This is a genomic window from Alkalimonas amylolytica, from assembly GCF_900107845.1.
Classification (GTDB): domain Bacteria; phylum Pseudomonadota; class Gammaproteobacteria; order Enterobacterales; family Alteromonadaceae; genus Alkalimonas; species Alkalimonas amylolytica.
Map to the genome: position 1 here is coordinate 44,396 of NZ_FNRM01000013.1, position 23,420 is coordinate 67,815.

25 protein-coding genes are annotated in these 23,420 nt (G+C 53.5%); 12 read left to right on the top strand and 13 right to left on the bottom strand.

The genetic code is table 11. The features are described from left to right. Positions 1 to 29 precede the first annotated feature (29 nt). Positions 30 to 1,451 (bottom strand): Si-specific NAD(P)(+) transhydrogenase, encoded by a 1,422-nt coding sequence (gene sthA, locus BLW37_RS17455; protein WP_091345210.1) that lies wholly within the window; start codon positions 1,449 to 1,451, stop codon positions 30 to 32. Positions 1,452 to 1,755: 304 nt separating this feature from the next. Here sthA and BLW37_RS17460 point away from each other — a divergent pair, with 304 nt between their 5' ends. The 3 genes from BLW37_RS17460 (at position 1,756) to BLW37_RS17470 (ending at position 4,571) form a co-directional block, all read left to right on the top strand. After that, positions 1,756 to 3,045, top strand: a complete 1,290-nt coding sequence (locus BLW37_RS17460; RefSeq protein ID WP_171907670.1) for an erythromycin esterase family protein — start codon at positions 1,756 to 1,758, stop codon at positions 3,043 to 3,045. A 26-nt stretch (positions 3,046 to 3,071) separates the two neighbouring features. Beyond that, on the top strand, positions 3,072 to 3,914 hold the full coding sequence (locus tag BLW37_RS17465; RefSeq protein ID WP_091345213.1) for a LytR/AlgR family response regulator transcription factor: 843 nt from the start codon (positions 3,072 to 3,074) through the stop codon (positions 3,912 to 3,914). 108 nt (positions 3,915 to 4,022) lie between these two features. Then, positions 4,023 to 4,571 (top strand): cytochrome b, encoded by a 549-nt coding sequence (locus BLW37_RS17470; RefSeq protein WP_091345215.1) that lies wholly within the window; start codon positions 4,023 to 4,025, stop codon positions 4,569 to 4,571. A 235-nt stretch (positions 4,572 to 4,806) separates the two neighbouring features. Here the strand turns inward: BLW37_RS17470 and BLW37_RS17475 are convergent, their stop codons facing one another. After that, complete coding sequence (locus BLW37_RS17475) at positions 4,807 to 5,595, bottom strand: TonB family protein (RefSeq protein WP_171907671.1); 789 nt, start codon at positions 5,593 to 5,595, stop codon at positions 4,807 to 4,809. After that, a complete protein-coding gene (locus BLW37_RS17480; RefSeq protein ID WP_091345218.1) occupies positions 5,595 to 5,870 on the bottom strand; it encodes a hypothetical protein in 276 nt (91 codons plus the stop codon). The genes BLW37_RS17475 and BLW37_RS17480 overlap by 1 nt, the downstream gene beginning before the upstream one ends. 235 nt (positions 5,871 to 6,105) lie before the next feature. Between BLW37_RS17480 and BLW37_RS17485 the strand changes: the two genes are divergently transcribed. Continuing rightward, complete coding sequence (locus BLW37_RS17485; protein WP_091345255.1) at positions 6,106 to 6,867, top strand: SDR family NAD(P)-dependent oxidoreductase; 762 nt, start codon at positions 6,106 to 6,108, stop codon at positions 6,865 to 6,867. Between the two features lie 18 nt (positions 6,868 to 6,885). On the opposite strand, the gene BLW37_RS17490 is transcribed toward BLW37_RS17485, so the two are convergent. The 9 genes from BLW37_RS17490 to leuA form a co-directional block, all read right to left on the bottom strand. Continuing rightward, positions 6,886 to 8,061, bottom strand: coding sequence for a serine hydrolase domain-containing protein (locus tag BLW37_RS17490; RefSeq protein ID WP_091345219.1), 1,176 nt, complete (start codon positions 8,059 to 8,061; stop codon positions 6,886 to 6,888). A gap of 2 nt (positions 8,062 to 8,063) precedes the next feature. Beyond that, positions 8,064 to 8,336 carry a hypothetical protein gene (locus BLW37_RS17495; protein WP_091345221.1) on the bottom strand — a complete coding sequence of 91 codons (273 nt, stop codon included), beginning with the start codon at positions 8,334 to 8,336 and terminating at the stop codon, positions 8,064 to 8,066. A gap of 2 nt (positions 8,337 to 8,338) precedes the next feature. Next, positions 8,339 to 8,659 carry a heavy metal-binding domain-containing protein gene (locus BLW37_RS17500; RefSeq protein WP_091345223.1) on the bottom strand — a complete coding sequence of 107 codons (321 nt, stop codon included), beginning with the start codon at positions 8,657 to 8,659 and terminating at the stop codon, positions 8,339 to 8,341. Positions 8,660 to 8,806: 147 nt separating this feature from the next. Then, the gene (locus BLW37_RS17505) at positions 8,807 to 9,730 is read right to left on the bottom strand and encodes an alpha/beta hydrolase (protein WP_171907672.1); all 924 of its coding nucleotides are present in this window, start codon (positions 9,728 to 9,730) and stop codon (positions 8,807 to 8,809) included. A gap of 113 nt (positions 9,731 to 9,843) precedes the next feature. Next, positions 9,844 to 10,338 carry an energy transducer TonB gene (locus tag BLW37_RS17510; RefSeq protein WP_091345227.1) on the bottom strand — a complete coding sequence of 165 codons (495 nt, stop codon included), beginning with the start codon at positions 10,336 to 10,338 and terminating at the stop codon, positions 9,844 to 9,846. Positions 10,339 to 10,545: 207 nt separating this feature from the next. Next, positions 10,546 to 11,160 (bottom strand): 3-isopropylmalate dehydratase small subunit, encoded by a 615-nt coding sequence (leuD, locus tag BLW37_RS17515; protein WP_091345229.1) that lies wholly within the window; start codon positions 11,158 to 11,160, stop codon positions 10,546 to 10,548. After that, positions 11,157 to 12,563 (bottom strand): 3-isopropylmalate dehydratase large subunit, encoded by a 1,407-nt coding sequence (gene leuC / locus BLW37_RS17520; RefSeq protein ID WP_091345231.1) that lies wholly within the window; start codon positions 12,561 to 12,563, stop codon positions 11,157 to 11,159. The genes leuD and leuC overlap by 4 nt, the downstream gene beginning before the upstream one ends. Before the next feature lie 2 nt (positions 12,564 to 12,565). Further along, positions 12,566 to 13,639 (bottom strand): 3-isopropylmalate dehydrogenase, encoded by a 1,074-nt coding sequence (gene leuB / locus BLW37_RS17525; protein ID WP_091345232.1) that lies wholly within the window; start codon positions 13,637 to 13,639, stop codon positions 12,566 to 12,568. Beyond that, a complete protein-coding gene (leuA, locus tag BLW37_RS17530) occupies positions 13,636 to 15,210 on the bottom strand; it encodes a 2-isopropylmalate synthase (protein ID WP_091345233.1) in 1,575 nt (524 codons plus the stop codon). Before leuA ends, leuB begins: the two co-directional genes overlap by 4 nt. 583 nt (positions 15,211 to 15,793) lie before the next feature. Here leuA and BLW37_RS17535 point away from each other — a divergent pair. From BLW37_RS17535 to BLW37_RS17555, 5 genes are all read left to right on the top strand, one after another. After that, on the top strand, positions 15,794 to 15,976 hold the full coding sequence (locus BLW37_RS17535) for a hypothetical protein (protein ID WP_091345235.1): 183 nt from the start codon (positions 15,794 to 15,796) through the stop codon (positions 15,974 to 15,976). A 108-nt stretch (positions 15,977 to 16,084) separates the two neighbouring features. Continuing rightward, positions 16,085 to 17,503: a sensor histidine kinase gene (locus tag BLW37_RS17540; RefSeq protein WP_091345236.1), complete on the top strand. Its 1,419-nt coding sequence runs from the start codon at positions 16,085 to 16,087 to the stop codon at positions 17,501 to 17,503. After that, on the top strand, positions 17,500 to 18,093 hold the full coding sequence (locus BLW37_RS17545) for a flagellar basal body L-ring protein FlgH (protein ID WP_091345238.1): 594 nt from the start codon (positions 17,500 to 17,502) through the stop codon (positions 18,091 to 18,093). Before BLW37_RS17540 ends, BLW37_RS17545 begins: the two co-directional genes overlap by 4 nt. Next, positions 18,080 to 19,429, top strand: coding sequence for a sigma 54-interacting transcriptional regulator (locus BLW37_RS17550; RefSeq protein WP_091345240.1), 1,350 nt, complete (start codon positions 18,080 to 18,082; stop codon positions 19,427 to 19,429). Before BLW37_RS17545 ends, BLW37_RS17550 begins: the two co-directional genes overlap by 14 nt. Before the next feature lie 84 nt (positions 19,430 to 19,513). Next, positions 19,514 to 19,852, top strand: coding sequence for a DUF2288 domain-containing protein (locus BLW37_RS17555; protein WP_091345242.1), 339 nt, complete (start codon positions 19,514 to 19,516; stop codon positions 19,850 to 19,852). 77 nt (positions 19,853 to 19,929) lie between these two features. Here BLW37_RS17555 and BLW37_RS17560 read toward each other — a convergent pair whose 3' ends face one another. Next, positions 19,930 to 21,111, bottom strand: a complete 1,182-nt coding sequence (locus tag BLW37_RS17560; protein WP_091345244.1) for an ATP-binding protein — start codon at positions 21,109 to 21,111, stop codon at positions 19,930 to 19,932. A gap of 261 nt (positions 21,112 to 21,372) precedes the next feature. Here BLW37_RS17560 and BLW37_RS17565 point away from each other — a divergent pair, with 261 nt between their 5' ends. The 3 genes from BLW37_RS17565 to BLW37_RS17575 all read left to right on the top strand — a co-directional run. Further along, positions 21,373 to 21,939, top strand: coding sequence for an acyl-CoA thioesterase (locus tag BLW37_RS17565; protein WP_091345246.1), 567 nt, complete (start codon positions 21,373 to 21,375; stop codon positions 21,937 to 21,939). A gap of 186 nt (positions 21,940 to 22,125) precedes the next feature. Further along, positions 22,126 to 22,512 (top strand): tautomerase family protein, encoded by a 387-nt coding sequence (locus tag BLW37_RS17570; protein WP_091345248.1) that lies wholly within the window; start codon positions 22,126 to 22,128, stop codon positions 22,510 to 22,512. Between the two features lie 557 nt (positions 22,513 to 23,069). Further along, positions 23,070 to 23,420: hypothetical protein (locus BLW37_RS17575; protein ID WP_139243749.1), on the top strand; the 351-nt coding region annotated here is incomplete at its 3' end.

Sequence of the window (23,420 nt, forward strand, 5' to 3'; positions counted from 1 at the left end):
GCTTGCTACTTTTAAGAACCGCGAAGGGGTTAAAACAAACGGTTCAGGCCATTCAGGGCTGCTACCCGGTAGGCTTCGGCCATGGTCGGGTAGTTGAAGGTGGTATGGACAAAGTACTCAATGGTATTGCCTCCGTCTTTTTGCATCATAATGGCCTGGCCGATATGGACGATTTCCGCCGCCCGCTCGCCAAAGCAGTGAATGCCCAAAATTTCTTTCGTTTCCCGGTGAAACAGCAGTTTCAGGCTGCCGGCATTGGTGTTGGCTATTTGAGCCCGGGCTAAATGCTTGAACTGCGCCCGCCCTACTTCGTAGGGAATGCGGGCTGCGGTTAGCTCCTGCTCGGTTTTACCCACAGAGCTGATTTCCGGAATGGTGTAAATGCCAACCGGAATGTCTTCAATCAAACGGGTTTCGCAGTTGCCTTTGACAATGGCAGTGCCGACAATGCGGCCCTGATCGTAGGCGGCGCTGGCCAGGCTTGGGTAGCCAATCACATCGCCAACCGCATAGATATGCGGCACTTCGGTCTGGTAGTTGTCGTTCACTTTCAGCTGCCCACGGCCATCGGCTTTTAGCCCCACGGCAGCCAGGTTCAGGCTGTCGGTATTGCCGGTGCGGCCGTTGGCAAACAGAATGCAGTCGGCCTTCATCTTTTTGCCGGACTTTAAATGCATCACCACACCATCGTCCCGGCCTTCAATGCTATCGAACTCCTCGCCATGGCGGATATTGATGCCGGAATTCCAGAAGTGGTAGCTCAGTGAGTCGGAGATCTCGCTGTCCATAAAAGCCAGCAGCCGGTCGCGGTTATTCACCAGATCGACCCGCACCCCCAAGCCACGGAATATGGAAGCGTACTCACAACCAATCACACCAGCACCGTAAATAATGACATGGCGCGGATCATCGCGCAGCGACAAGATGGTATCGCTGTCGTAAATGCGTGGGTGGTTAAAGTCGACATTGGCGGGCCGGTACGGGCGCGAGCCACTGGCAATGACGATGTTGGCGGCACTGATCACTTGCTTGGAGCCATCGGCTTCGGTGATTTCCAACTGGTGCGGGCCAACCAAGGTGGCATCGCCATGGAAAATGGTCACCCGGTTGCGATCGTAAAAGCTGCTGCGTAGCCGTACCTGTTTGCGGATCACGCCAGCGGCATGCTTTAAAATTTCATCAAAGGTTAGATGAGTTTTGTTTTCATCCAACTGAAACAGCGGGTTTTCTTTGTATTCAATGTAGCGGCTGACCGAATGACGCAGCGCCTTGGAAGGGATGGTACCCCAATGGGTGCAGCCGCCACCGACCGACTGATAGCGCTCAATCACCGCCACTTGCTGACCGCTTTTGGCCAGGCTCATTGCTGCGCCTTCGCCGCCAGGGCCGGTGCCGATAATAATGCTGTCAAAATCGTACTTGGGACTACTTTTCTTGGTTTTCGTTGCCACAACCGGCTCCCATCAGGCTTAGTGAATCTGCAGTATAACAATAGCTTGAATCATTCACGAACAAAAGCCGACCTTGGTCGGGGGCTGCGCATTCTGGTTATGATGTGCGGTGGATGTAGTCTGCAGCGTCGAAACAAGCCCATTTCGCTGTGGCCGATCTGCAAGTTAGATTTTATGCCTTAGGTAACTGTATCCATATTTTTGTCTGTTGATCACGCTATCAGGACACTGGTCACTGCGTGCTGTCGTTTCAGCACGGACCATGGCAGGGTCTGGGGATGACTGCAAAAGTAAAGAGATAAACATGAGCTTAAAACGCATTTTGGTGGTTGCATGCTGGTGCTGTGGTATGGCGGCTTTGCCCGTGGTGGCAGCCATGGTGTTCCATCCGTTGCAGATGCCTGATACTGCGGTTGTAGCTGAGGATGATTTCTCAGATCTTGCACCGCTTGGTCAGGCCATTGGCGACAAAAGGGTGGTTATGCTGGATGAACTGACACACGGCGAGGGCAATGTGTTTGCCAGCAAAAGCAGAATCGTGCAGTACCTGCATCAACAAAAAGGCTTTGATGTGCTGGTGCTGGAGAGTGGTCTGTTTGATGTCGATCGGATCTGGCAATCGCAGCAAGACATTCAGCAACAGGCTCCGGGCAACATTTTTTACATGTACGCCCGAAGCAGCGAGATGCAATCCTTATTTCAATACATTCATCAAGCAAGGCATAGCTCACAACCGTTAGCATTGGCTGGATTTGATGGACGTTTCAGTGGTGAGTTGTCCCTGCAGTACCTGGTGGCTGAGTTTCGCGATTATGTGGCAGCTCAATTATCTGCAACAGGACCTGAAGCGTATTTTTTGCAATTACAGCAGTTACTGGAAGGGCAGTTTTCGGCTGAGGATCCCGGCAGTCAACAGCAGTTTTTGAGTCGCAATAAGCATGTTGCTTCGCTCTTACAAGCCAAAATGCAAGCCGATGGTGCCATGGAGGCAGGCTTTTGGTACAGAATAAATGCCAGTTTAAGGAAAATGGCGCAAGTGGCCTGGCAACAGCGCCGTTTTGATGAGCACGATCTGGCTATGGCGGCTAATTTGCAGTGGTTAATCGAGCAGCAGTATGCCGGACACAAGATCATAGTGTGGGGCCATTACATTCATCTGAATCGGCAGGGTGGATTTGAGCATGCCCTGCATAAACCGGAAACCCCAATTGAACAACGCAGTAAGGTAGCGAATATGACATCGGCGCTACCTGAAGCTATCCGGAAGCAAACCTATGTCTTGCACTTTGCTGGCGCGCAGGGAAGTTACATTGATTTTCGTGATATGCAAGAAATTCAGGTTGAAAGTGGCGATGACATGATGGAGCAGTTCTTGACAGAGCAGGCGGGTGGCGATGTGTTTGTCTCGCTTCAGCAAGTGGCACCTGCAGCTAATCGGCTGTTATGGGGGCATGAGTATAAAAGTACGCTTAGTTGGCAGCAGGCACAGCAGCGCTTTGACGGCATGATTTTATTGCACAGTCTAACACCAACGCAACAACTGGACAGAGAGCAGTCCGATGTTGCTTCCCCGGAGCTGGATAAGCTACAGTAACGATAAGTAGCCTTGCGGATGAGGTAATGCAAAATGGAGTGTTCTTTGTGGGGGCAGTAGCGAAGTTGGTGCCATATCAACTGAACAAAAGTATTGGTTTTCCGCTGGCGGGTTGGGGCATGTTTCTATGTGCTGCGGCCCTGTATTGCATCATGTTCAATCAGATTGTGCTGTTAAATACAGAAAGTTTTTTAAACGCTTTGCTCTGGAGTTTAAAGCAATATGTCCATTGGTTGTTGTTGACGCCCTTGTTATTTATGGTGCTGCCATTGGTATTTCAGGCTCGACTTGTCAGGTGCGCCATCTTGCTGATAGCACTGGCGGTCGCCTTACTTTCCCGGGTTATACCGGTCCTGCACACATCTTCACTGTCAAGCTGGCCAGCGGCTTTGATTGATGCGCTTCCTGAACAAGCAGTGGTATTAACGGTTGTGGTACTTTGCTGGCAATTGCAGCAACGATTTAGTAGCAACGAGCGTCAGGCAGACCGGCCGGTAACGTCTCCTGGCACACCATGTCAGCCGAAACCAGAACAAACTGTGCTGGTGACTAAGGGGCAGGGCGAATGTTTAATTCGCTGGAGTTCGGTCGATTTTATTAGTGCTGCCGGTAATTATGTCGAGCTTAGTAGTAACCAGGAAACTTACCTGCTACGTGCCACCATGAAACAATTGGAGCAGCGTCTGCCTGCTGGTGACTTTATCAGGATCCATCGCTGTCATATTGTGAACCTGGCGGCGATAGATCGCATTGCAACTCAGCCAGCAGGGAACGGCTCTGTCAGCTTACGTGGCGGAACCGTATTACCACTCAGTAAAAGTTATAAACCGCTGCTGCGCACCTGTAAATTCACAACAGCACAGTCATAGTGCTGTGGTTGATCACATCCAGCAGACACTAATCCCAAAATACCTGCTTTTTTGTATCTCCTGGTTTAAATACAGCGTCTGTATTATTTACTTCGCTGAGGAAACGTTATGATGGGGAAAGATGTATTCACTGCCACTTGTCGTCGGTTGCACTGGCTGGTTGCGGTAGGTTTTATTGTGGTCAGTCTGGTCGGGCTGTATATGGCGAATACCGATACCTGGTATTTGTACCCATGGCATAAGTCTGCTGGTATTGTACTCTTTAGTATAATCGTGCTCAGAGTAGGCTGGCGACTGTGGTGTGGCTGGCCAGCATCTGTTGCGCATGACCGGCAGGCAGAGCAAAGGCTGGCCAAAATTGTCCATTGGCTGCTGCTTATTGGTACTGTTTTAATGCCGGTGACAGGTATGATGTATTCAGGTTTCAGCGGGCACGGTTTTGGCGTTTTTGGTTGGCAACTGGTGGCTGCAAACCCGGATCCATTGGAGCTCGGGCAGGTACTGCCGTACAGTGCCTACTGGTCAACACTCAGTAGGCTGGGGCACATGATGGCTGGCTACACCATGCTGATTGCGATTGTGTTGCATATTGCCGCGGCATTAAAACACCACTTTGTTGATCGGGATCCGACCTTGCTGCGGATGTTGGGCCGGTGATGGAATCTGCCAGTCGCAGCGAACCCCTGTACCGTTGTTGCTGGCAGCCGCAGCACAGGCCGTGCTTATTTCTTGACCTGGCTGCCGGGGGCGCTCGTGTTTCTCTTCATGCCTGTGGCGAAACAGCACTGGGCAAAACGAAGCATGGACTGGTTTAGTAAGGTTTTCAAGTCACTGCCGGGAAACCGTAGTGTGACACTAAGCCTTTGCAATCTTGATGGTTGGCGAGGCGGGCCTACCGGATAAAATAACCAATCGCTCGCCACTCACCTTGCTCAAAGCTCAGTGTCAGGGTTTCAACTGCTGCGGCTTTGTGCTCAAACTGGCTTTGCATGATCAGCACCAGGTAGCGACCATCCGGCACACCGGGCAAGGATCTGTGCTCTTGCTGGCTCAGCACAGTGCGGCTTTGCAAGGCACCAAAAGACTTCCGCGTGTTGTGCAGGGTATTCTGCCATTGGCTTGCGCTCAGTTGTTGTTGCACCATTGAGCCTGCTTGCTGCCAGCTGGTTTCATACTGGCCTTGATCAATCAGTTGCAGCCAGTTCAGGGCAATGGCTTCTACTTCATTGACAGTGGCATTCTCATTGTCTGCAATAAAACAAAATGCCCAGGCTTCATCATAGTTGCTGCCTCCGCCTTGCAGGGTAAAGTCCAACTGGAAAGGGATCCTGGCTGACTGAGCTTCCGTGTTTCTCTTTCCAGGCTGCCACTGAAATTTTGCCAGCGCTCGCCGTGCTGACTGATCAAACACCCCGGCCGGAAAAGACTCAATCAGCTCAATCTGCTGCGGGCGGCCATGGCTGTCAATGGTCAGATGAAAACGAACGCAGCCATTGAGCTCTCGTTGCGCCGCTTGTCTTGGATACTCAGGTACTGCAGCCCGACTGACTTGCCAATAGTGATCTATCCAATGCTGTTCGGCGGTTAAGTCCAAAGCTGCCTTTAGTTCAGATGTTGGCGCACTGCTGCATGCCGTCAGAGCAATCAGAATCGATGGGATTGATAAAGTGCGGATGATCATTATTCTTCCTTGATAGTGGGGCGTAGCCATAGTTTCAACAGTGCAGCTACCGTCAGGATTGCTAACAGGGCCGACACTGTTGGCGCTGTATTAAACAGTCCCAGCGCAAAGCCTCCAGCCACGCAGGGCAGGGCCCATGCCATGCGCTTTCGTTGTGCAATGGCTTTCTGCTGCGCTTTTTCCTGACGTTGCTTTTTGGCATCGATACTTGCCTGTTGCGGACTCAGCAGCGCATCGGCAACGGTTTTTGCCTGCTGCTTATTAAGCTTGGGCATACTCAGGTTCGCTGGTGGTAAACAACATCGTATAGTTCCTTTATGTTCCATCAGCATCAAGAGTAGCGAAACAGGAAGTAGAATTAAAGTAACTTTAGCGCATTATTTTGTAACTAACCATAAGGGGCGCAGGCATTGTTTTGGCCTCAGATCTTTTTCTAAAAAAGCCGCGATATAAAGCTTTTGTGTTAAACCCATCTATACTGTGGAAGGTCATTTCGTCGGGATGGTTGGCATGGATTTTCAATTAACAGGTAAGAACTGCATCGTGCTGGGTGGCAGCCGCGGTATTGGCCGTGCTATTGCCTTGGGCCTGGCGGCAGAGGGAGCCAATGTCGCCATCTGCGCACGTGATGAAGCAACGCTGCACAAAGCGGAGCGTGAACTGGTACAAAAAGGAGTGAAAGCTTACGCAGCCAGTTGCGATGTGGCCGATCAGCACGCCCTTACGGCCTTTCTTAAAGCAGCCAGAGCAGCTTTGGGTGGGGTTGATATTCTGGTGCATAACGCTTCCGCACTGGCGGTTGGGCCGGGACTTGACGATTGGAATGCCAGTTTAGCCGTTGATTTGATGGCGGCTGTCCATGCCTGCGAGCAAGTGATCCCCTGGCTGCTGGAACAGGGCAGTGGTTCTATTATTCTGGTGTCATCCATCTCTGGTCTGGAGTGCGATCCGACCCCCGATTATGGCTACACAGCAGCCAAAGCAGCATTAATCGCCTATGCCAAGAAACTGGCAGTGATGCATGCAGCGCAAGGGCTGCGGGTGAATGCGATCGCACCGGGTTCAACGGAGTTTCCTGAAGGGATCTGGGCGCAGCTCAAAGTGCATCAACCAGAGGTTTACCAGATGGCAAAAAGCAGCATTCCGGCCGGCCGCCTTGGCTCTGCCGAAGAGATTGCGGATGTTGCTGTATTTTTGGCCTCGCCCCGTGCCCAGTGGATCAATGGCGAGTGCATTTCCATCGATGGCGCCCAGCATCGGGGCATGCGTTAGCAAGCGTCAGCATATTCGCTATTTGGCCTGGTGCTCTTCAATGCGGCTTTGTACTGCGTGCAACAAAGCATCACGATTCTGGCTGAAGTATTGATCCGAATAGTTGGTCATCCAAAGCAGCAACAGGGGTTGCTCTGCGGGCTGGTGGATACGAAAGTCCATGGTAAATAAGCCATTGGAGCCACCGTGGCGGATGACGATGCCATGCTCCGGGGTGCTGTTGTCGATCAGCCAGCCATAACCGTAGTAGAGCCCGGGCCGGGTTGTGGCCTGGTGCGGCGCAAACAGCAAGCCGCGCTGTTCATCACTTAAAACTTTGTCCGACTGCAACGCCTGATACCACAGATACAAATCACCCAGGGTGGAGAGCAAACCACCATTGGCGTGCAGGTTCCACCAGGGGCCATCGTCGGCCCAGCTGTGATCCAGCGGGTTGCCCCAACGCCGGGCAGGGAGCTCGCTTTTGCTCAGGCCATGCCTGATTCGCTGAAACCAGCGCCGGTCCTGATAGTAGCCGACAGCCAGCTGCTCAGCTGGCCACTTGGGCAGCACATAGCCGGTATGCTGCATGCCCGCCGGCTGAAACAGCCATTGCTGCAGGTAACTTTCGTAGCTTTGGCCAGACACCTGCTCAATGATTAAACCCAGCAGCCCATAGCCGGCATTGGAATAGGCAAACTGACTGCCCGGCGTGCTTTGCAAGCGGGAGGCGAACAATTGCCGCAAAAAGTCCTGCCGTGTTTTGGGGCTGTAATCACCGCCACGGAGATCTCCAATCAGGCCGCCACTGTGGGTCAGCAACTGATGCAGGCTTATGCCGGCTTTATCGGCTGGTACATCGCTAAAAAACTGCGCCAAGGTATCCTGTACCGACAGCAGGCCCTGCTGCTGCAACCTTAGGATGGCTGCCGCGGTAAATTGCTTGGTGACCGAACCGGTATCAAAGACGGTGTCGGTGGTAAAAGGGCGCTGCTGCTCGTAATCGGCCAGGCCATAAGCCTGTTGCAGCAGCACTTGTTCGCCCTCAGCAATCAGTGCCAGCCCGGAAAAGCCAGTCTCTATACTGGCCTGATGCCAGGCAGTCAGACTTGAGACCACAGCATGGTTATTGCTGGAGGCATCGGCAAGGGGCGACGTTTGGTGCGCGCAGGCCGGCAGCGCAAGCAGTGGCAGAAGCAGCAACAAGGTTCGCATGCCTAGGTTTCCTCCTTGCTACCGGCAGAGCTAAAGTACTGCCAGAGCACCAGAATCAGTGTAAAAAGGAGTAACACCGCGGATACGGCAGGAGCGCTGTTGAATAATGATATAGCTAGGATGACGCCAAGGCCAGGCAAGGCCCATTTGCGCTGTGCGCGCAATCTGGCTGCTGCATCACGCTGGCGCTTTTTTTCAGCGTCGAGTTTGGCTTGCTGGGGCCCTAACAGCGCATCGCTGATGGCATCAAGTTGTTTCTCATCCAGCTTATCCATGTTCAGGCCCGCTGCAATTTGACGGCCGTACCATAGGCCAGCAGCTCGCAAGAGCCGGCCAAAATCGCGCTGGTGGTAAAACGAATGCCGACCACGGCATCGGCACCCAGCTTGCTCGCATCGGCGACCAGTCGCTGAATGGCTGTGTCCCGCGCTTCGCTCATCATCTCGGTGTAGCCTTTGAGCTCGCCGCCGACAATGCCTTTTAAGCCCGCCATAATATCGCGGCCAACGTGCTTGGATTGCACCACATTGCCGGTGACGACACCAAGCACAGCCTGGATCTGGTAGCCCGGTAATGAATCGGTTGTTGTGAACAGCATGGCAGGTCTCCTCAGTAAGGTGTTTTGCAAAAGAAACAAAGTCGCAAGAGTAACAAGGTCTCAACATAACCCAGCTTATGCCATGATGTAAGTGTTAGTGGTATGTGGTTTTGTAACGAAAAATGTATGCAACCAAAGCAATACCCATTACTCGGAGTCAGGCTGCTGCAACTTATGGGCGGTCTGAGCCGCCAGTGGTTCAAGCTGCTTAAGCCACCTGAAGATCATCTCATGTGTGTCTGGCGTCAAGGTCATCAATAAAAAGTGCGAGTATTCCGTCAGGTTAAACAGCTCAATATGCGGCAGGTCACTCCAGGCTAAGTAGTGCTCATAGGGGGCTATCGGATCCTGGTCTGAAAGTAAAACCAGCGAGCGTGACAGGGGCGGATAGTCCAGCAGGTTGGTCTGTGCCAGCGATATGTTGGCTTTTTTTAACGCCAGCTCAGCACCTTTTCGTAAAGAAGCTTCAGGCACAAGCCGGTGCCAGCGAGAGCCACTGAGTTGCGGGTACAACGACACTGCATCATCAAACCGGATACTGGGTGCAATCAAAATCATGCCATCCACATCCAACTGGTGCTGCAAATGCGCTGCGGTATAAGCCCCCATCGACAAGGCGGTCACCAACAAGGGTTTTGCTGGTTCATGATGCTTGTGGATGATTTGCTTGAGTAATTGCGCATCTTTGATCCCAAAGCCCAAGCCCGGGCTTGAGTCGCCATGGCCCAATAAATCCGGCAGCAACACATTGAATCCAAGATGCCTGAAATATGCAGCATGCCAGCCCATCGTTTCTTTGGTGCAGCTATAACAGGGTAAAATTAACATGGTGCCCTGAAATAGATTCTGATCATCGGTCGAGAGCTTTGTTGTCATGCTCCAAGCATCGGTAGCTGTCTGAACAGTTAGCTTGAAGGTATAATCGGTGGGCTCATCCGTCGGTTGAATATGCCAGTAACTGATGCAGGCGCCAGGTTCAAGGCAGTGCCGCTGATGGTTTGCCTGTAACAACTCGCCTTCATCCTGTGTGCCGGCTCTGGGTTGAATATGATCATTGATCTTAAATGCCACTAGCTGGGCGCAGCCTGTCAGCCAAAAGCACAGTACACACAAAAAAAATCGTTGGATGAAGCGGTTTGTTAAGTCGCTTACGCTAAACATAACACCTGAACTTCCGGGAAATGTCATAGCCTTTTCACCCGTGAGCCAATGGAAAACAATGCATCAGTCCCCTGACAGTGCCGCTCTTGCTGCAACACACTGACAGAACAGTCATCGTCATTGTTTTGCAGGCAAAACTCGAAGCGTGTTCTTGTTTTTACCGGTTCGGTTAAGTTACCGGGAGCTGCATTGGAAAAACTCAGGCGGGTAATGGCGTGCCGCGCTTGTTGTGCGAAGTACCTGCTGGTGGCGTGGGTGGTTTGGACATCGGTAATCTGGTAGTCGGGGGTAATGACGTACTCAATGGTCGCGCAGCCGTCATTTCCTGCACTTGCTTCCTCAATCGGATAACGCGCTTCATAGCGTTGGAGGCTGCGCCATTCAGGAGCCAGCAGCGCTGCCTCTGTCAGGGGTAAGTCGCTAAACTGCTTTGATGACTGGTTGCTGCTGCAGCCAACCAGCCCCGCTATTCCGACAAAAGTTCCGGCCAATGCAATTACCAACTGTTTTATAGTCATAGCTACCTATCCTTTGGCTATGTCACTGCTGTGACGCTAAGTAAGATTTTGATGAGAATGCATGACTTAACCTTGAAAGCTAAGTGACTGTTAAAATAACACGGTTTCATTGTGAATTAAAATTGAAATGTATATTTTGCATTGTCAACTGACTCAGGTGAGTGACAGGCCCTCACTTAGTGAGAGCCTGGTGAGTCATGGTATCAGTTAACCAAGCCAGGGCTGGCTGGTTTTGCGGCTTTGCTCAAAATCGCTGATTTGCGGCGCGAACTGCTCGCTGCTGCCGATAAAATCCAGTCCGCTTAGCAGGCGCTGCTTGATGTCCGGGTCAATGTCAAAGCCGAGCGCCGCATTGTTGCCAAAGCGGATTTCCTGATTTTTCAAATCAATTTGCCACTGCTGCGGCCCTTCACTGCAGCGGGTGAACAGGCTGTCGATGTTGCCTTTGCTCAGCGCAATCAGCAGCATGCCGTTGTTGGCGCAGTTGTTGTAGAAAATATCGGCGAAGCTCTCGGCTATAATCACCTGAAAACCATACTGCTGCAGAGCCCAGGGCGCATGCTCCCGGCTGGAGCCGCAGCCGAAGTTGGCGCGACTGAGCAGGATGTTGGCACCCTGATACTGTGGGAAGTTCAGCACAAAATCCGGGTTCGGGCTGCCATCGGCCAGATAGCGCCAGTCGTAAAACAGCGCTTCGGCAAAACCATCGCGGCTGACCGAGGTCAAGAACTGCTTTGGAATGATCTGATCGGTATCAACGTTGTTTTTATCCAGCGGGCAAACCAGGCCGCTGGCAAATACCGGGTGGATGCTTGGATTCATGCCCAGTCTCCTGTGGTGATGTCTACAAAACGGCCGGCAATGGCAGCGGCGGCGGCCATGGTCGGGCTAACCAGATGGGTACGGCTGCCGCGGCCCTGACGGCCTTCAAAGTTGCGATTGCTGGTCGAAGCGCAGCGCTGACCGGCTTCAACCCGGTCGTCGTTCATGCCCAGGCACATCGAGCAGCCCGGCTCACGCCATTCAAAACCGGCGTCTTTGAAAATGGTGGCCAGACCTTCGCTTTCGGCCTGACGCTTGACCTGACCAGAGCCAGGTACAATCAGGGCACGCACGCCGGCAGCAACCTTTTTATCTTTCACCAGGCTGGCGGCAGCGCGTAAATCTTCAATCCGGCTGTTGGTGCACGAGCCAATAAAGACCACATCCACCGCCAGGTCGGTTAGCCTCTGGCCTGGTTCCAGCCCCATGTACTCGTAAGCACGGCGGGCGGCATCCTGCTTGCTGCTTTCGCTAAAAGACTCAGCAGATGGAATGGGCTGATCAACGGCGATGACTTGCTCCGGGCTGGTGCCCCAGCTTACCTGAGGCTTGATCTGGCTGGCATCCAGCGTGACCACCTGATCAAACACAGCGTCATCGTCCGAATACAGGCTTTGCCAGTAGCTGACCGCCGCTTCCCAATGCTCGGCTTTGGGTGCATGCTCCTTGCCTTGTAAATAGGCGATGGTGGTGTCGTCCGGGGCAATCAAACCGGCTTTGGCACCCATTTCAATGCTCATATTGCACAGCGTCATCCGGCCTTCCATGCTCATGGCGCGGATGGCACTGCCGCTAAATTCCGCCACATAGCCATTGCCACCGGCGGTGCCGAGCTTGCCAATTACCGCCAGGATCACGTCTTTTGGCGTCACATGCGCCGACAGGCTGCCGTTAATTTCAATCTTCAGCGTTTTGGCGCGCTGCTGTGGCAGGGTTTGGGTTGCCAGCACATGCTCGACTTCGGAGGTACCGATGCCAAAGGCCAGGGCGCCAAAAGCACCATGAGTCGAAGTGTGCGAGTCGCCGCAGACAATGATCATGCCTGGCTGAGTTAAGCCCAGCTCCGGGCCAATCACATGCACAATGCCCTGATCCGGGTGGGTTAAGTCCAGCAGCGGAATGCGGTGCTCATCGCAGTTTTCTGCCAGGGCTTCCAGTTGCTTGCGCGAGGTTTCGCCAGCGGCGTCCATGCTGCGGCGCTGGGTAGAGACGTTGTGATCCATGGTGGCAAAGGTCAGATCCGGCCGGCGCACCGGCCGCCCGGCCTGCTTTAAACCGGCAAAGGCTTGCGGCGAGGTGACTTCGTGGATCAGGTGGCGGTCAACGTACAGCAAATCGGTGCTGGCATTTAACTGACCGACAACATGGCTCTGGTAAATTTTCTGGTATAAGGTCTGGCCCATGCTCAGGCTCCTGCAATGGCGTTGGCGATGGCACTGCCGACATCGGCGGTACCATAGGACGAATCGGGTTGAATATCGCGGGTGACAATGCCCTGCTGCAGGCATTGCTGCACCGCCTGCTCAATGGCTTTGGCGGCCTCTTCCAGCCCAAAGCTGTAGCGCAGCATCAGGGCGGCACTTAAAATTTGGGCGATGGGGTTGGCAATGCCTTTGCCTGCGATATCCGGCGCGCTGCCACCGGCTGGCTCGTACAGGCCAAAGCCACTGCCATTCAGACTGGCCGAAGGCAATAAGCCCATCGAGCCGGCAATGGCAGCCAGCTCATCGGATAAAATATCGCCGAACAGGTTGTCGCACAGCAGCACATCAAATTGCTGCGGGCTGCGGATCAGCTGCATGGCGGCGTTGTCGATGTACATATGCTCCAGTGCAACATCCGGGAAATCTTTGGCTACTTCGGTCACCACTTCGCGCCACAAAATACTGGTTTGCAGCACATTGGCTTTGTCGATGGAGGTCACTTTGTGGCTGCGTTTTTGCGCCGCTTCAAAAGCCACCCGGGCAATGCGGCTGATTTCTGCTTTGCTGTATGTCTGGGTATCGAAGGCGCTGTCCTCGCCGCGGCCTTTTTCACCAAAGTAAATGCCACCGGTCAGCTCGCGCACGCACAGCACATCCATGCCCTGACTGCTGACCCGTGGGTGCAGCGGCGATAAGTCGGCAAAGGCCGGGTAAATCTGGCCGGGACGCAGATTGCAGAATAAATCGAAGGTTTTACGCAGCGGCAGCAAAGAGCCGCGCTCGGGCTGCTGATCCGGTGCCAGCCCGGTCCACTTCGGGCCACCGACCGAGCCAAACAAAATGGCATCGCTTTGCTGGCAGATGGATAAGGTTTGTGGCGGCAGTGGCTGACCAACCGCATCAATGGCGGCACCGCCGACCAAGGCGTCGGTGCGCTCAAAAGTTAGGCCAAAACGCGCCTCCACCGCATTCAGTACCTTGTGGGCTTCGGCCATCACTTCCGGCCCGATGCCATCGCCTGCCAGGACGGCAACCTTAAAACGTGTCTGACTCATTCTGTTTCTGCTCCTGCGGTTCGTTGACGCGCTTGCTTGCAGGCATCGACCTGCTGGGCGCGCTGGATCATATTCAAGACATGGACATAGGCCAGCACCGAAGCGCGGACAATGTCGGTAGCAAGGCCGGCACCGTGGAAACGGCGGCCTTCAAATTCGGCAATAATATCGACCTGGCCCAGCGCATCTTCGCCACTGCCTTTGGCGGATAAGTTAAAATCCACCATGCGGATGGGCAGCTTGCTGATGCGTTGAATAGCCTGAAAGGCGGCTTCTACCGGTCCATTGCCGGTAGCTGCTTCGGTCAGCAGGTTGTCGCCGCAGCGCAGGCCCACGGTAGCGCTGGCCACATGGCCGGTGTGGGTGGAGGAGCTTAAAAACTCCAACCGGTAAAACTCGTCCTGCTCCTGCAGGTTCTGGAAAAACACCAGAGCTTCCAAATCGTAATCAAACACCCGGCCTTTCTGATCGGCCAGTGCCAGAAAGCTTTGGTACAGCTCGTCCAGGTTGTAATCGTCTTTGCTGTAGCCCAGATCGTTTAACCGGTGCTGGATCACATGGCGGCCGGAGCGCGAGGTCAGGTTCAGCTCGTTCTGGCGAATGCCGACTTGCTCAGGCGCCATGATTTCGTAGGTATTCTGCGCTTTTAACACCCCGTCCTGATGAATGCCGGACGAGTGAGCAAAGGCATTTTCGCCGACCACCGCCTTGTTCGGCTGGATCGGCATGTTGCAAATTTGGCTGACCAGATGCGAGCTGCGGTAAATTTCGGTGGTTTTAATGTTGGTATACAGCGGCGCGAATACATCCTGGCGGGTTTTCACAATCATCGCCACTTCTTCCAACGAGCAGTTGCCGGCACGTTCGCCAATGCCATTGACAGTGCACTCAATCTGTCGGGCCCCGGCCTGCACCGCGCTGATGCTGTTGGCCACCGCCAGCCCCAAATCGTTGTGGCAATGCACACTTAAACGGGCTTTGTCGATGTTCGGCACCTTGTTTTTCAGCGCATGAATAATGGCGGCAAACTCGGTCGGAATGGTGTAGCCAACGGTATCCGGGATATTGATGGTGGTGGCACCGGCGGCAATGGCGCGCTCAATGATGTAACACAGATCGTCAATCGGGGTGCGGCCAGCATCTTCGCAGGAGAACTCGATATCGTCGGTGTAACGGCTGGCCTGGCGGATAGCCGCCACCGCTTGCTCGGTCGCCTGCTGCAAGGTTTTACGCAGCTTATACTCCAGGTGCAGCGGCGAGGTGGCGATAAAGGTATGAATCCGCTTGCGCTCGGCGTCTTTTAACGCTGCGCCGCAAGCTTCAATATCGCCGGCTACGGCCCGGGCCAGGCCACAGATCACCGGGCCTTTGACTTCGCGGGCAATGCGCTGCACCGAATCAAAGTCACCGGGGGAAGACACCGGGAAGCCGACCTCCATCACATCGACATTCAGCCGGGCGATGGCATGGGCCAGTTGGATCTTTTGCTTCTGGCTTAAACTGGCCCGCAAAGCCTGTTCGCCGTCACGCAGGGTGGTGTCGAAGATCCAGATTTTATTGTCCGCACTCATGCTGCTTTTCCTTTCATCGTACTTGTCAGTGGTAGGCCTTGGCTGGGATGGCGCTGCCTAAAAGCAAAAAACCCCGGCCTTAGGCACGGGGTTTTTTCAGAATTTGGCTGCGTTACTTGCGCACAGCACCAACTGCCCCGTGTGGTATACGACGGAGGAGGAGGTTGAAAATAATGCTGTTGTGGCAAGCATTCAGTGGCATGGTCATTCGCCTTATTTTTGTACTGGCGCTATTAATACCACCATTTTTTTGGGGTTGCAACAGTATAGATGGCTAAACGTCGATCTTTTCCAGTGGTCGGCGCAGCCGGCAAGTAACGGTCAAACTCCGGCTTTTCCACGGCTTTTCAGCCTGTGTCGCAAAAAAAAGACAGTATAACTTGTTGTTTTTAAATAAAACGTCTGTTCAGGCGTATTTCCTGTCGCCAATCAGAGACACTTTAGCGCTTCGCTTTGGTTGTTTTAAGTATAAGTTACTGATAAACAATAAATAATAAACTTGGCACAACAGTTGTATCTGTCAACTCAGAACGCGCTGGAATTTCACTATGAATTTTGTATCACAGCGCCTGAGGAGAATACGATGGACCCTGTTATTGCTGCATTGGTCACTTTTTTGATTTTGAATCTGATGCTGGTCACCGCCATGCTGCGTCGTATCGACCTGAACAACGAGAGCGTTATCGCCTGGGAACGTGAGCAGGCGTTGGCAGAGGCTGCTGCAACAGCCCTGTCGCCAGAGGTTGAGCCGGTCACGGGCAATTGATTCCCCTTGGCAGCGACAGTCTGAGGAGGTTGTCACTCCGCTCTCAGACTGTTGCTTGCCTTTAAAACACGGTATGCTTGAGCTAAATCGGACGACCGTATCCAATCGATGAAACTTCAACTGCTGCAAACCGCTTCCCTGCGACAACTGGTGTTGTCCAGCTTTGTGCTGGCGCTGATCCCGGTGGCGGTGTTGATGTGGCAAAGTCACCGTGCTTTAACCGGCATCAGTCAACAGGCGGTGGAGCAGGCCAGCAACTCCGCTGCCAGCGTGCGGCGCATGGAGCAAATGCAAAACCAGGTGGTGGATATAGAGCGCGCCATCCGCCAGTTTGCCGTACTTAAAACCGAAGCACTGGCCCGGCTGGCGCAAAACCATCTGACCAGCTATCAGCAATTGCTGCCTCAGGTCTGTCAGTCACTCACCGAAAGCTCCTTGTGCCAACAACAAGAACTCACCTTGCAGCAGCTCCATCAATCCTTTACCCAGCAAAGTGCCGAACAACTGGAGCCCTTGTTGCAGCAACTGCGTCAGCAGCAAAGCCGATTATCGCAGCAGATCTGGCAACAACTGGAGCGGCAACTGGCGGCCCAGCAGCGCGATGTCGCCTCGGCCCAGCAACAACTGACCTGGCAAACCATTTTGCTGGTTTTCATCACCTTATTGTTGGTGATCTGGGGTTCGCGTCGTATTACCAGCCCGGTCACCATGTTGGAGCGGATGATCCGCGCCATTGGCCGGCAACAAGCGTTTCCGGAGGCCAGGGTGCAAGGCCCAAAAGAGCTGACCGAGCTGGGCGAGCAGTTGCGGGTGCTGGCCGGTCGTTTGCAGCAACTGGAGTCCTTGCGGCTGATTTTGCTGCGGCATGCCTCGCACGAACTGAAAACACCGTTATCCAGCATTCGGGAAGGCTGTTCTTTATTAACCGAACAATTGGTTGGCCCGCTGACACCGCAGCAGCAGGAAGTAGTGACCCTGCTCAATGCCAGCGCCGACCGGCTCAGTCAGCTGACTGAGCAGTTGCTGGATTACAACCGGTTGCTGCAACAAGCCAAACCTGAGTTGAAATGGCATCCGGCCCGCGCCATGATAGAAGCCTGTGTGCAGGACCATACTCTGGCGTTGCAGCAACGCGGTCAGGCCATTCAGTTGAACTGCCAGGTCGAACAGCTGTATACCGATGGCATGTTGTTCCGGCGAATTCTGGATAACCTGATCAACAATGCCCAGGCGTATGGTGCTGAGAACAGCGAGGTGCGCATTGATTTGCAGCAGCACGAGCAGCATTGGTGGCTGGCAGTGGCCAATAAAGGCCACAGCATAGCGCCCGAGCAGCGTGAACGTTTGTTTGAACCTTTCCAGCGCGGCCAAAGCCCGCGCCATGATCAGGTGCTGGGCTCCGGTCTTGGCCTGTCCATTGTCGCAGATTGCGCCCGTTTACTGGGTGGTAAAGCCGACATTGTCGATTCACCTCAGGCGGACTTTTGTGTACGTATCCGTCTGCCTTTGCCCGAGGAATTGGTATGAAAGTGATCGTGTATGGTCTGATGCTACTCAGCCTGGTGGGGTGCCAGTTGCTTGGTTCACAGCAGGCAGCACCCGAAGCAGAGGTTGTGCCCGAGCAGGTAGAGCTTGAGCCCGAGCCGGGGCCAACCGCTGAGCCACAGCGACAACCGACCCTTGCCGACGACAGTGACAGCCTGCTGGCCTGGCTGCAGTTTCGTCAGCAGGTACTCAGCAGCAGCTCGCTGCAACGGGAGCAGTGGGAATTGGAAGAGCAGCCTGAATTGGCAGCCATCCAGACCAGTCTGATGCTGTTGCACCCGGAGAACAATTACCTCACCCGTTTTCGTGCCCAGATGCAGCTGGCAGAACATCTGATGCTGGCAGCACCGGATCTGGCTGCGCTTTTTGGCTGGGATCTGGCCTTTAATCAAAAGCTGCTGGAAGCCGAGTCTGCCATCAGCGCGCTGTCACGCACCCTGGCCGATATGCAGCATGAATATGAACAGCTGCGGGCCCGCAATCTGGAGCTGGAGCAACAAATCGAAGCCTTGACCCAAATCGAAGCCCGCTTGAATCAGCCGGATAACGGAGTGAACCATGAGCAACCCTGAGGGCCGCGTCTTACTGGTGGATGATGATCCCAGTTTGCTGCGTTTGCTGACGCTGCGACTGGAAGGTGAAGGCTTTGTGGTGCTGACCGCCGATTGCGCCGAAGCGGCGCTGGAGGTGCTGACCAAGCAGGATGTGGAGGTGGTGCTAAGCGATCTGCGCATGCCGGGCCTCGATGGCATGGCCTTGTTTGATGAAATTGCCCGCCGCAATCCTGGCTTGCCAGTGATTTTAATGACCGCCCATGGCTCCATCCCTGAAGCGGTAGCGGCTACCCAACGCGGCGTGTTCGGCTTTTTGACCAAGCCGCTCGATCACACCGAGCTACGTGATATCCTGCAACAGGCGCTGCATCAAAGTGTGCCGGAGCAGTCGGATTGGCGTGCAGCCATTATCAGCCGCAGCGAGCAGATGGAAACCGTGCTGCAGCAAGCACAGCGGGTGGCGCAGCGCGATGTCAGTATCCTGATCACCGGTGCCAGTGGTACCGGTAAAGAGCTACTGGCGCGGGCCATTCACCGTGCCAGCCCACGGGCAGAAAAACCCTTTGTGGCCATTAACTGCGGCGCTTTGCCTGAGCACCTGTTGGAGTCCGAGCTGTTTGGTCACACCAAAGGCGCCTTTACCGGCGCGGTGAATGAGCACAACGGCCTGTTTCGTGAAGCCGATGGCGGTACTTTATTTTTGGATGAAATTGGCGATATGCCGCTGCCGCTGCAGGTGAAGTTATTGCGCGCTTTGCAGGAGCGGCAAATTCGGCCGGTTGGCAGCAGCAAAACCATTCCCATCAATGTGCGGGTGTTGTCGGCCACCCATCAGGACTTGCAGCAGGCGATGAGCGAGGGCACGTTTCGGGAGGATTTGTACTACCGGCTGAATGTGGTCAATTTGCAGCTACCACCGCTGGAAAAGCGGCCGGAAGATATTCCATTGCTGGCGCGACACGCCTTGCAGCAAAGTGCCGAGCGCCATCAGGTGAAGGCCACCCGTTTTACCGACGATGCGATGCAACTGCTCACCACCGCCAAATGGCCGGGCAATGTGCGCCAACTGGTCAATGTGGTGGAGCAGTGTGTGGCCTTAACCCATGGCCCTGTGATCAGTGCCAGTTTGGTCGAGCAGGCCCTGGCGCAGGACAGCAGTTATTGGCCAACCTTAACTGAAGCGCGCGATCAGTTTGAACGTCAGTATCTGGTGCGGGTGCTGCAAATGACCGACGGCCATGTCACCCGGGCGGCCGAGCTGGCCGGGCGTAACCGCACCGATTTTTACAAGCTGCTAAAAAAACACCAACTAAGCGCCCAGCAGGTGACGGAAGACAAAGAAGCCAGCGAGTAAAGCGCCCGGCCAGTGCAGGCCGGGTTAAAACCCAGTGCTGGGCCATGGTATACTGCCGGCAGTAACCGTGTTTAAGGAAACCCCATGACTGCCATCACCCCACCGGAGATTGAAACCCCGGAACTGATCAAAGCCAAAATCACCAGCGAAACCGCCCGCATTAACTGGCTGGAACTGCAAAAGTTCTATGCCGCCGGCTCGGTGGTAGCGGTGGATCTCAGCCTGGACTTGGTGGATGTGGCCTATGCTTTTAGTCAGGATCACAGCCAGCAGGTGCAAAGCTGGCTAACGCAGGGGCAGGTGAAGCGGGTCGAGGAAGCGCAAGCCAAACAGTGGTTTGATGCCAAACAAGAACTGTGGGCTGTCGTCATCGCCCCTTGGGTGCTGGTGCAGGACAAGCCCACCGCCAGCCAGCTGAACTAAGCTGGCTCGGTGCTTTCTCTTGTGCTCAGTTCGTATTGGAAGCTTGCCAGTCCACTGGCTGCATTGGAAGATCTGCCTTAGGTGGGGCCTTCCCAGTTCGGTACTTCACGCTTCATAAACTCGTCAAAAAGTGGCACGGTGAATGCGGTGTCGCCGTGCGATGGACTCCAAATCATCCCTTTTTTGATCAGCCCACTACGGAGCGGCCCTAAACTTTCCACCTTTTTCTTTAAAAGCCTTGCAATTTCACCTGAGCGATGTGGCCCGGGGCCAAGCTCAGCCATCGCCCGCAGGTAGTCTTGTTCTCTTGGGGTGAGGCGATCAAATCGTACCCTGAAAAAACTGCTATCCAATGCCTTGGTTACCTCTGCGGTCGCTATTTCGACATCGTGCTCGTTAATGGGTGATTTTTCTGCGACTCGCCAGGTATGTTTCCCCCACTCTTGTAGAAAATAAGGGTAGCCACCGGTCGCCTTTACGATCATGGTTAGCGGTTGCTCCTGGATCTCTTCGCCTTCATCCTGAATGGGCTGCCTAATGGCAGCCTTGGCAGCCGGGCTACGAAGCGGCCCAACCGTCGGATAGTCGAATAAGCGTTCAGCGTACGATTTCGCATCCCCTGCCAGTCCAGCAACCTGGGGCAGTCCGGCACCAAATAGGACTATGGGTAAACCGCCCTGACTTATGGCGTGAAATGCAACGATTAAAGCGCGAAGATCCTCCTCGCAAAGGTATTGAACTTCATCTACCAGTATTGCTACGCTGGTTTCCGCTGCACGAGCAGCTTTACCAACGGTAGTTAGCAATCCTGGCAAGTCAATTTCGAGATTTCCGCTGTCTGCTACATGAGGGTCGGCAACCTCCAGATTAATTTCACCGATTGATACTTTGAAGACACTTGCAAATCCCTGTAAAGCCCCAAGTGCCTGGCTTGCCAGCTCTTTGGCCCTCTCCAGCTTGCTCAACCGAATCAGCACACCCTTCAAAGCTGGCGCGAGATATTGAGCCAAACGTTGCCCTTCCGGTGCTTCGAGTTTTACCAGACTGTAGCCAATCTCTTCAGCCCGTTCCCCGATTTTATTAAGAAGTACAGTTTTGCCAACGCCGCGAAGCCCAAGAAGCATTAAGCTTTTTTCGGGACGACCCTTTCGAATACGATGTAAGGTAATTTCCGCCGCTGACAGAATGTCATCACGGCCCACCAGGGCGGGAGGAGGGGTTCCTGCACCGGGTGCGAACGGATTTCTTATTGGGTCCATCGCAGCTACGACCTCATTTTGAGTGGACTTACACTAAATTACCAATCTATCAGTTGGTGATACGGCTATGATTATAGGGAAATTACCAAAACTTATCAATCTATAGCAAGTTATTGCCTAGCTTGGGCTGGCCGCTACAGTGGCAAGTAAGTCGCTAGCTGAAGCGAAACGGCTATCACACCTGCAGCAGGGGAGGGAGCTGTTCGCTTTACCGACCCCCCAGCTTCGGCTACAGTGTTTAAAACACCAGCCGGAGCTTTTATGGGCGCAGACTACAAAACCGTTGCCAGTTCCAAAGTCACCTTATCGCAGCTGATGCTGCCATCGCACTCCAATTTCAGCGGTAAAATCCACGGCGGTTACCTGTTGTCCTTAATGGATCAGGTGGCGTTTGCCTGCGGCTCCAAGTTCAGCGGCCGCTACTGCGTCACTGCGTCGGTCGATCGGGTGGATTTCCTGAACCCCATCGAAGTCGGCGAGCTGGTCACCTTAAAAGCCTCAGTCAACTTTGTTGGCAGCAGCTCCATGGTGATTGGCATCCGGGTGGATGCGCAAAACATCCAGACCGATGCGGTGAAGCACTGCAATTCCTCTTACTTCACCATGATTGCCAAAGACGAGCAGGGCCAAAGCGTACCGGTACCCCGACTTATTTTAACCAGCGAGCTGGAAGTGATGCGCTACCTGCAAAGCGCCGAGCGCATCCGCCAACGCAAAGCCCGCCAGGCGATGACACTACCCTGCGGCGGCGCCCTGCAGGCAGCACTAGACGAAATCCGCCAGCATTTTGATGCGAAAATTGAGTTGGCTGATTCTGAGCTTAGTTAGGGGGTAAGGGCTTAGACGGACGCATCTGTGTTTGCTGCTGGCACTAGCTGTCAGTTTCTGTAAGTGATTGTCACAAAGCAAAAAAGCGGTTAGGGTTGGGTACATAAATTTTACAAAGGCGGACAGGTCTGTGTTTAAACACGGATTTTTCTGCCGAATAAATGTTATACGCATTAAGGAAATAGCATGATTGTAGTTTATGGAATCAAGGACCAGCTAAATCCAATAAAGGCCAAGCTGTCGGATGTCATTCATGGCTGCATGAAGTCTGTTCTAGGTATGCCGGAAGATAAGCGTGCACATAGATTTGTCCCCTTGGAACGAGAGGATTTCTATTACCCTGGTGGCAGAAGCGACGCCTATACAGTCATTGAAATCAACATGATGTCCGGCCGGAAGCCGGAAACGCAAAAGGCTCTTATCAAGTCACTGTTCCAAGAGCTCGAGTCGCAGCTATCCTTAGCGCCAATTGACGTTGAAATTACGATCAAGGAGCAGCAACCGCATCAGTGGGGATTTCGCGGGATGACAGGGGATGAAGCGAATGACCTCAAGTATAAAGTCAACGTGTAACAAAGCCATTAAATTCGCTCCCTGCGGTCACCGGACCTCGTTACACTCGGCCGTTTATGGCGGGCGTTATACGTAGAGGATATTCAGTAGATGGAAATCAATTCAATTGATGATGTTAATGCTCTAAATGAGTATCAAAAAGTAAAACAAATTGAGCGTATTGAGAAAAAAATACATCGACTAAGTTTTGTTCCTGCATCTACTTGTGCGGGACTAATAATGTGGGGTTTTTTGTCTACGTGGTTGAACGCTTCATGGACGCCAATGAATTTATTGAATTCGGGGTCAGATCAAAATTTACGATCTCAAAATTTCGGGGTTGTAAAATTTCGGGGTCAGATCAAAATTTACGATCTAGTGGTGTTACATCGAAAAGGATTTAATACAGAACGTTGATGACTTCGTAGCTGCTATCCCAGTGCATGGTGAGAAGTCACAAACTGACCTTTGCTACCATGAATTAGCGTTTGGTAATTTTATTGTTAATTTTTATGTTGATCTGCCAGTCCGTCTTGCCATAAAATAACGTTTTCTTTGGCAGCAATAAGGACATCGCTATGGCCGAACTTTATTATCCCCGCTCTGCCGAACGTGCAGAGCAGCTATTTGCCTCCCAGCCTGAGTTACTCAACCAATACCGCCAGCTGAATCGTCAGCGCAGCGATCTGTTGTTACCCAACAGGCCTTATTTGATGAGTTGCCAGCCGGGCGATGAGCGCGTTCTTGCCGTGATGAATCAGTTCTCTTCCACTGAAATGCAGCGCCTGCAGCATGCTTCGGCGCTTTACGACGAGCATTTACTGGCCATTGCCGCCATAACCGAAGAATTGATTGCACCGGTCATGGCCTTGGTGGAAGAGCATGGCGCCAATGCCGCCAGCGCCCTGATTGGGGCCAGCAAACATCAA

Bases quoted from the DNA above. Each gene is read 5' to 3' on its own strand.
- BLW37_RS17460 (WP_171907670.1), top strand. From the start codon at position 1,756: ATGAGCTTAAAACGCATTTTGGTGGTTGCATGCTGGTGCTGTGGTATG.
- BLW37_RS17465 (WP_091345213.1), top strand. From the start codon at position 3,072: ATGCAAAATGGAGTGTTCTTTGTGGGGGCAGTAGCGAAGTTGGTGCCA.
- BLW37_RS17470 (WP_091345215.1), top strand. From the start codon at position 4,023: ATGATGGGGAAAGATGTATTCACTGCCACTTGTCGTCGGTTGCACTGG.
- BLW37_RS17475 (WP_171907671.1), bottom strand. From the start codon at position 5,595: ATGATCATCCGCACTTTATCAATCCCATCGATTCTGATTGCTCTGACG.
- BLW37_RS17480 (WP_091345218.1), bottom strand. From the start codon at position 5,870: ATGCCCAAGCTTAATAAGCAGCAGGCAAAAACCGTTGCCGATGCGCTG.
- BLW37_RS17485 (WP_091345255.1), top strand. From the start codon at position 6,106: ATGGATTTTCAATTAACAGGTAAGAACTGCATCGTGCTGGGTGGCAGC.
- BLW37_RS17490 (WP_091345219.1), bottom strand. From the start codon at position 8,061: ATGCGAACCTTGTTGCTGCTTCTGCCACTGCTTGCGCTGCCGGCCTGC.
- BLW37_RS17495 (WP_091345221.1), bottom strand. From the start codon at position 8,336: ATGGATAAGCTGGATGAGAAACAACTTGATGCCATCAGCGATGCGCTG.
- BLW37_RS17500 (WP_091345223.1), bottom strand. From the start codon at position 8,659: ATGCTGTTCACAACAACCGATTCATTACCGGGCTACCAGATCCAGGCT.
- BLW37_RS17510 (WP_091345227.1), bottom strand. From the start codon at position 10,338: ATGACTATAAAACAGTTGGTAATTGCATTGGCCGGAACTTTTGTCGGA.
- leuD (WP_091345229.1), bottom strand. From the start codon at position 11,160: ATGAATCCAAGCATCCACCCGGTATTTGCCAGCGGCCTGGTTTGCCCG.
- leuC (WP_091345231.1), bottom strand. From the start codon at position 12,563: ATGGGCCAGACCTTATACCAGAAAATTTACCAGAGCCATGTTGTCGGT.
- leuB (WP_091345232.1), bottom strand. From the start codon at position 13,639: ATGAGTCAGACACGTTTTAAGGTTGCCGTCCTGGCAGGCGATGGCATC.
- leuA (WP_091345233.1), bottom strand. From the start codon at position 15,210: ATGAGTGCGGACAATAAAATCTGGATCTTCGACACCACCCTGCGTGAC.
- BLW37_RS17535 (WP_091345235.1), top strand. From the start codon at position 15,794: ATGGACCCTGTTATTGCTGCATTGGTCACTTTTTTGATTTTGAATCTG.
- BLW37_RS17540 (WP_091345236.1), top strand. From the start codon at position 16,085: ATGAAACTTCAACTGCTGCAAACCGCTTCCCTGCGACAACTGGTGTTG.
- BLW37_RS17545 (WP_091345238.1), top strand. From the start codon at position 17,500: ATGAAAGTGATCGTGTATGGTCTGATGCTACTCAGCCTGGTGGGGTGC.
- BLW37_RS17550 (WP_091345240.1), top strand. From the start codon at position 18,080: ATGAGCAACCCTGAGGGCCGCGTCTTACTGGTGGATGATGATCCCAGT.
- BLW37_RS17555 (WP_091345242.1), top strand. From the start codon at position 19,514: ATGACTGCCATCACCCCACCGGAGATTGAAACCCCGGAACTGATCAAA.
- BLW37_RS17560 (WP_091345244.1), bottom strand. From the start codon at position 21,111: ATGGACCCAATAAGAAATCCGTTCGCACCCGGTGCAGGAACCCCTCCT.
- BLW37_RS17565 (WP_091345246.1), top strand. From the start codon at position 21,373: ATGGGCGCAGACTACAAAACCGTTGCCAGTTCCAAAGTCACCTTATCG.
- BLW37_RS17570 (WP_091345248.1), top strand. From the start codon at position 22,126: ATGATTGTAGTTTATGGAATCAAGGACCAGCTAAATCCAATAAAGGCC.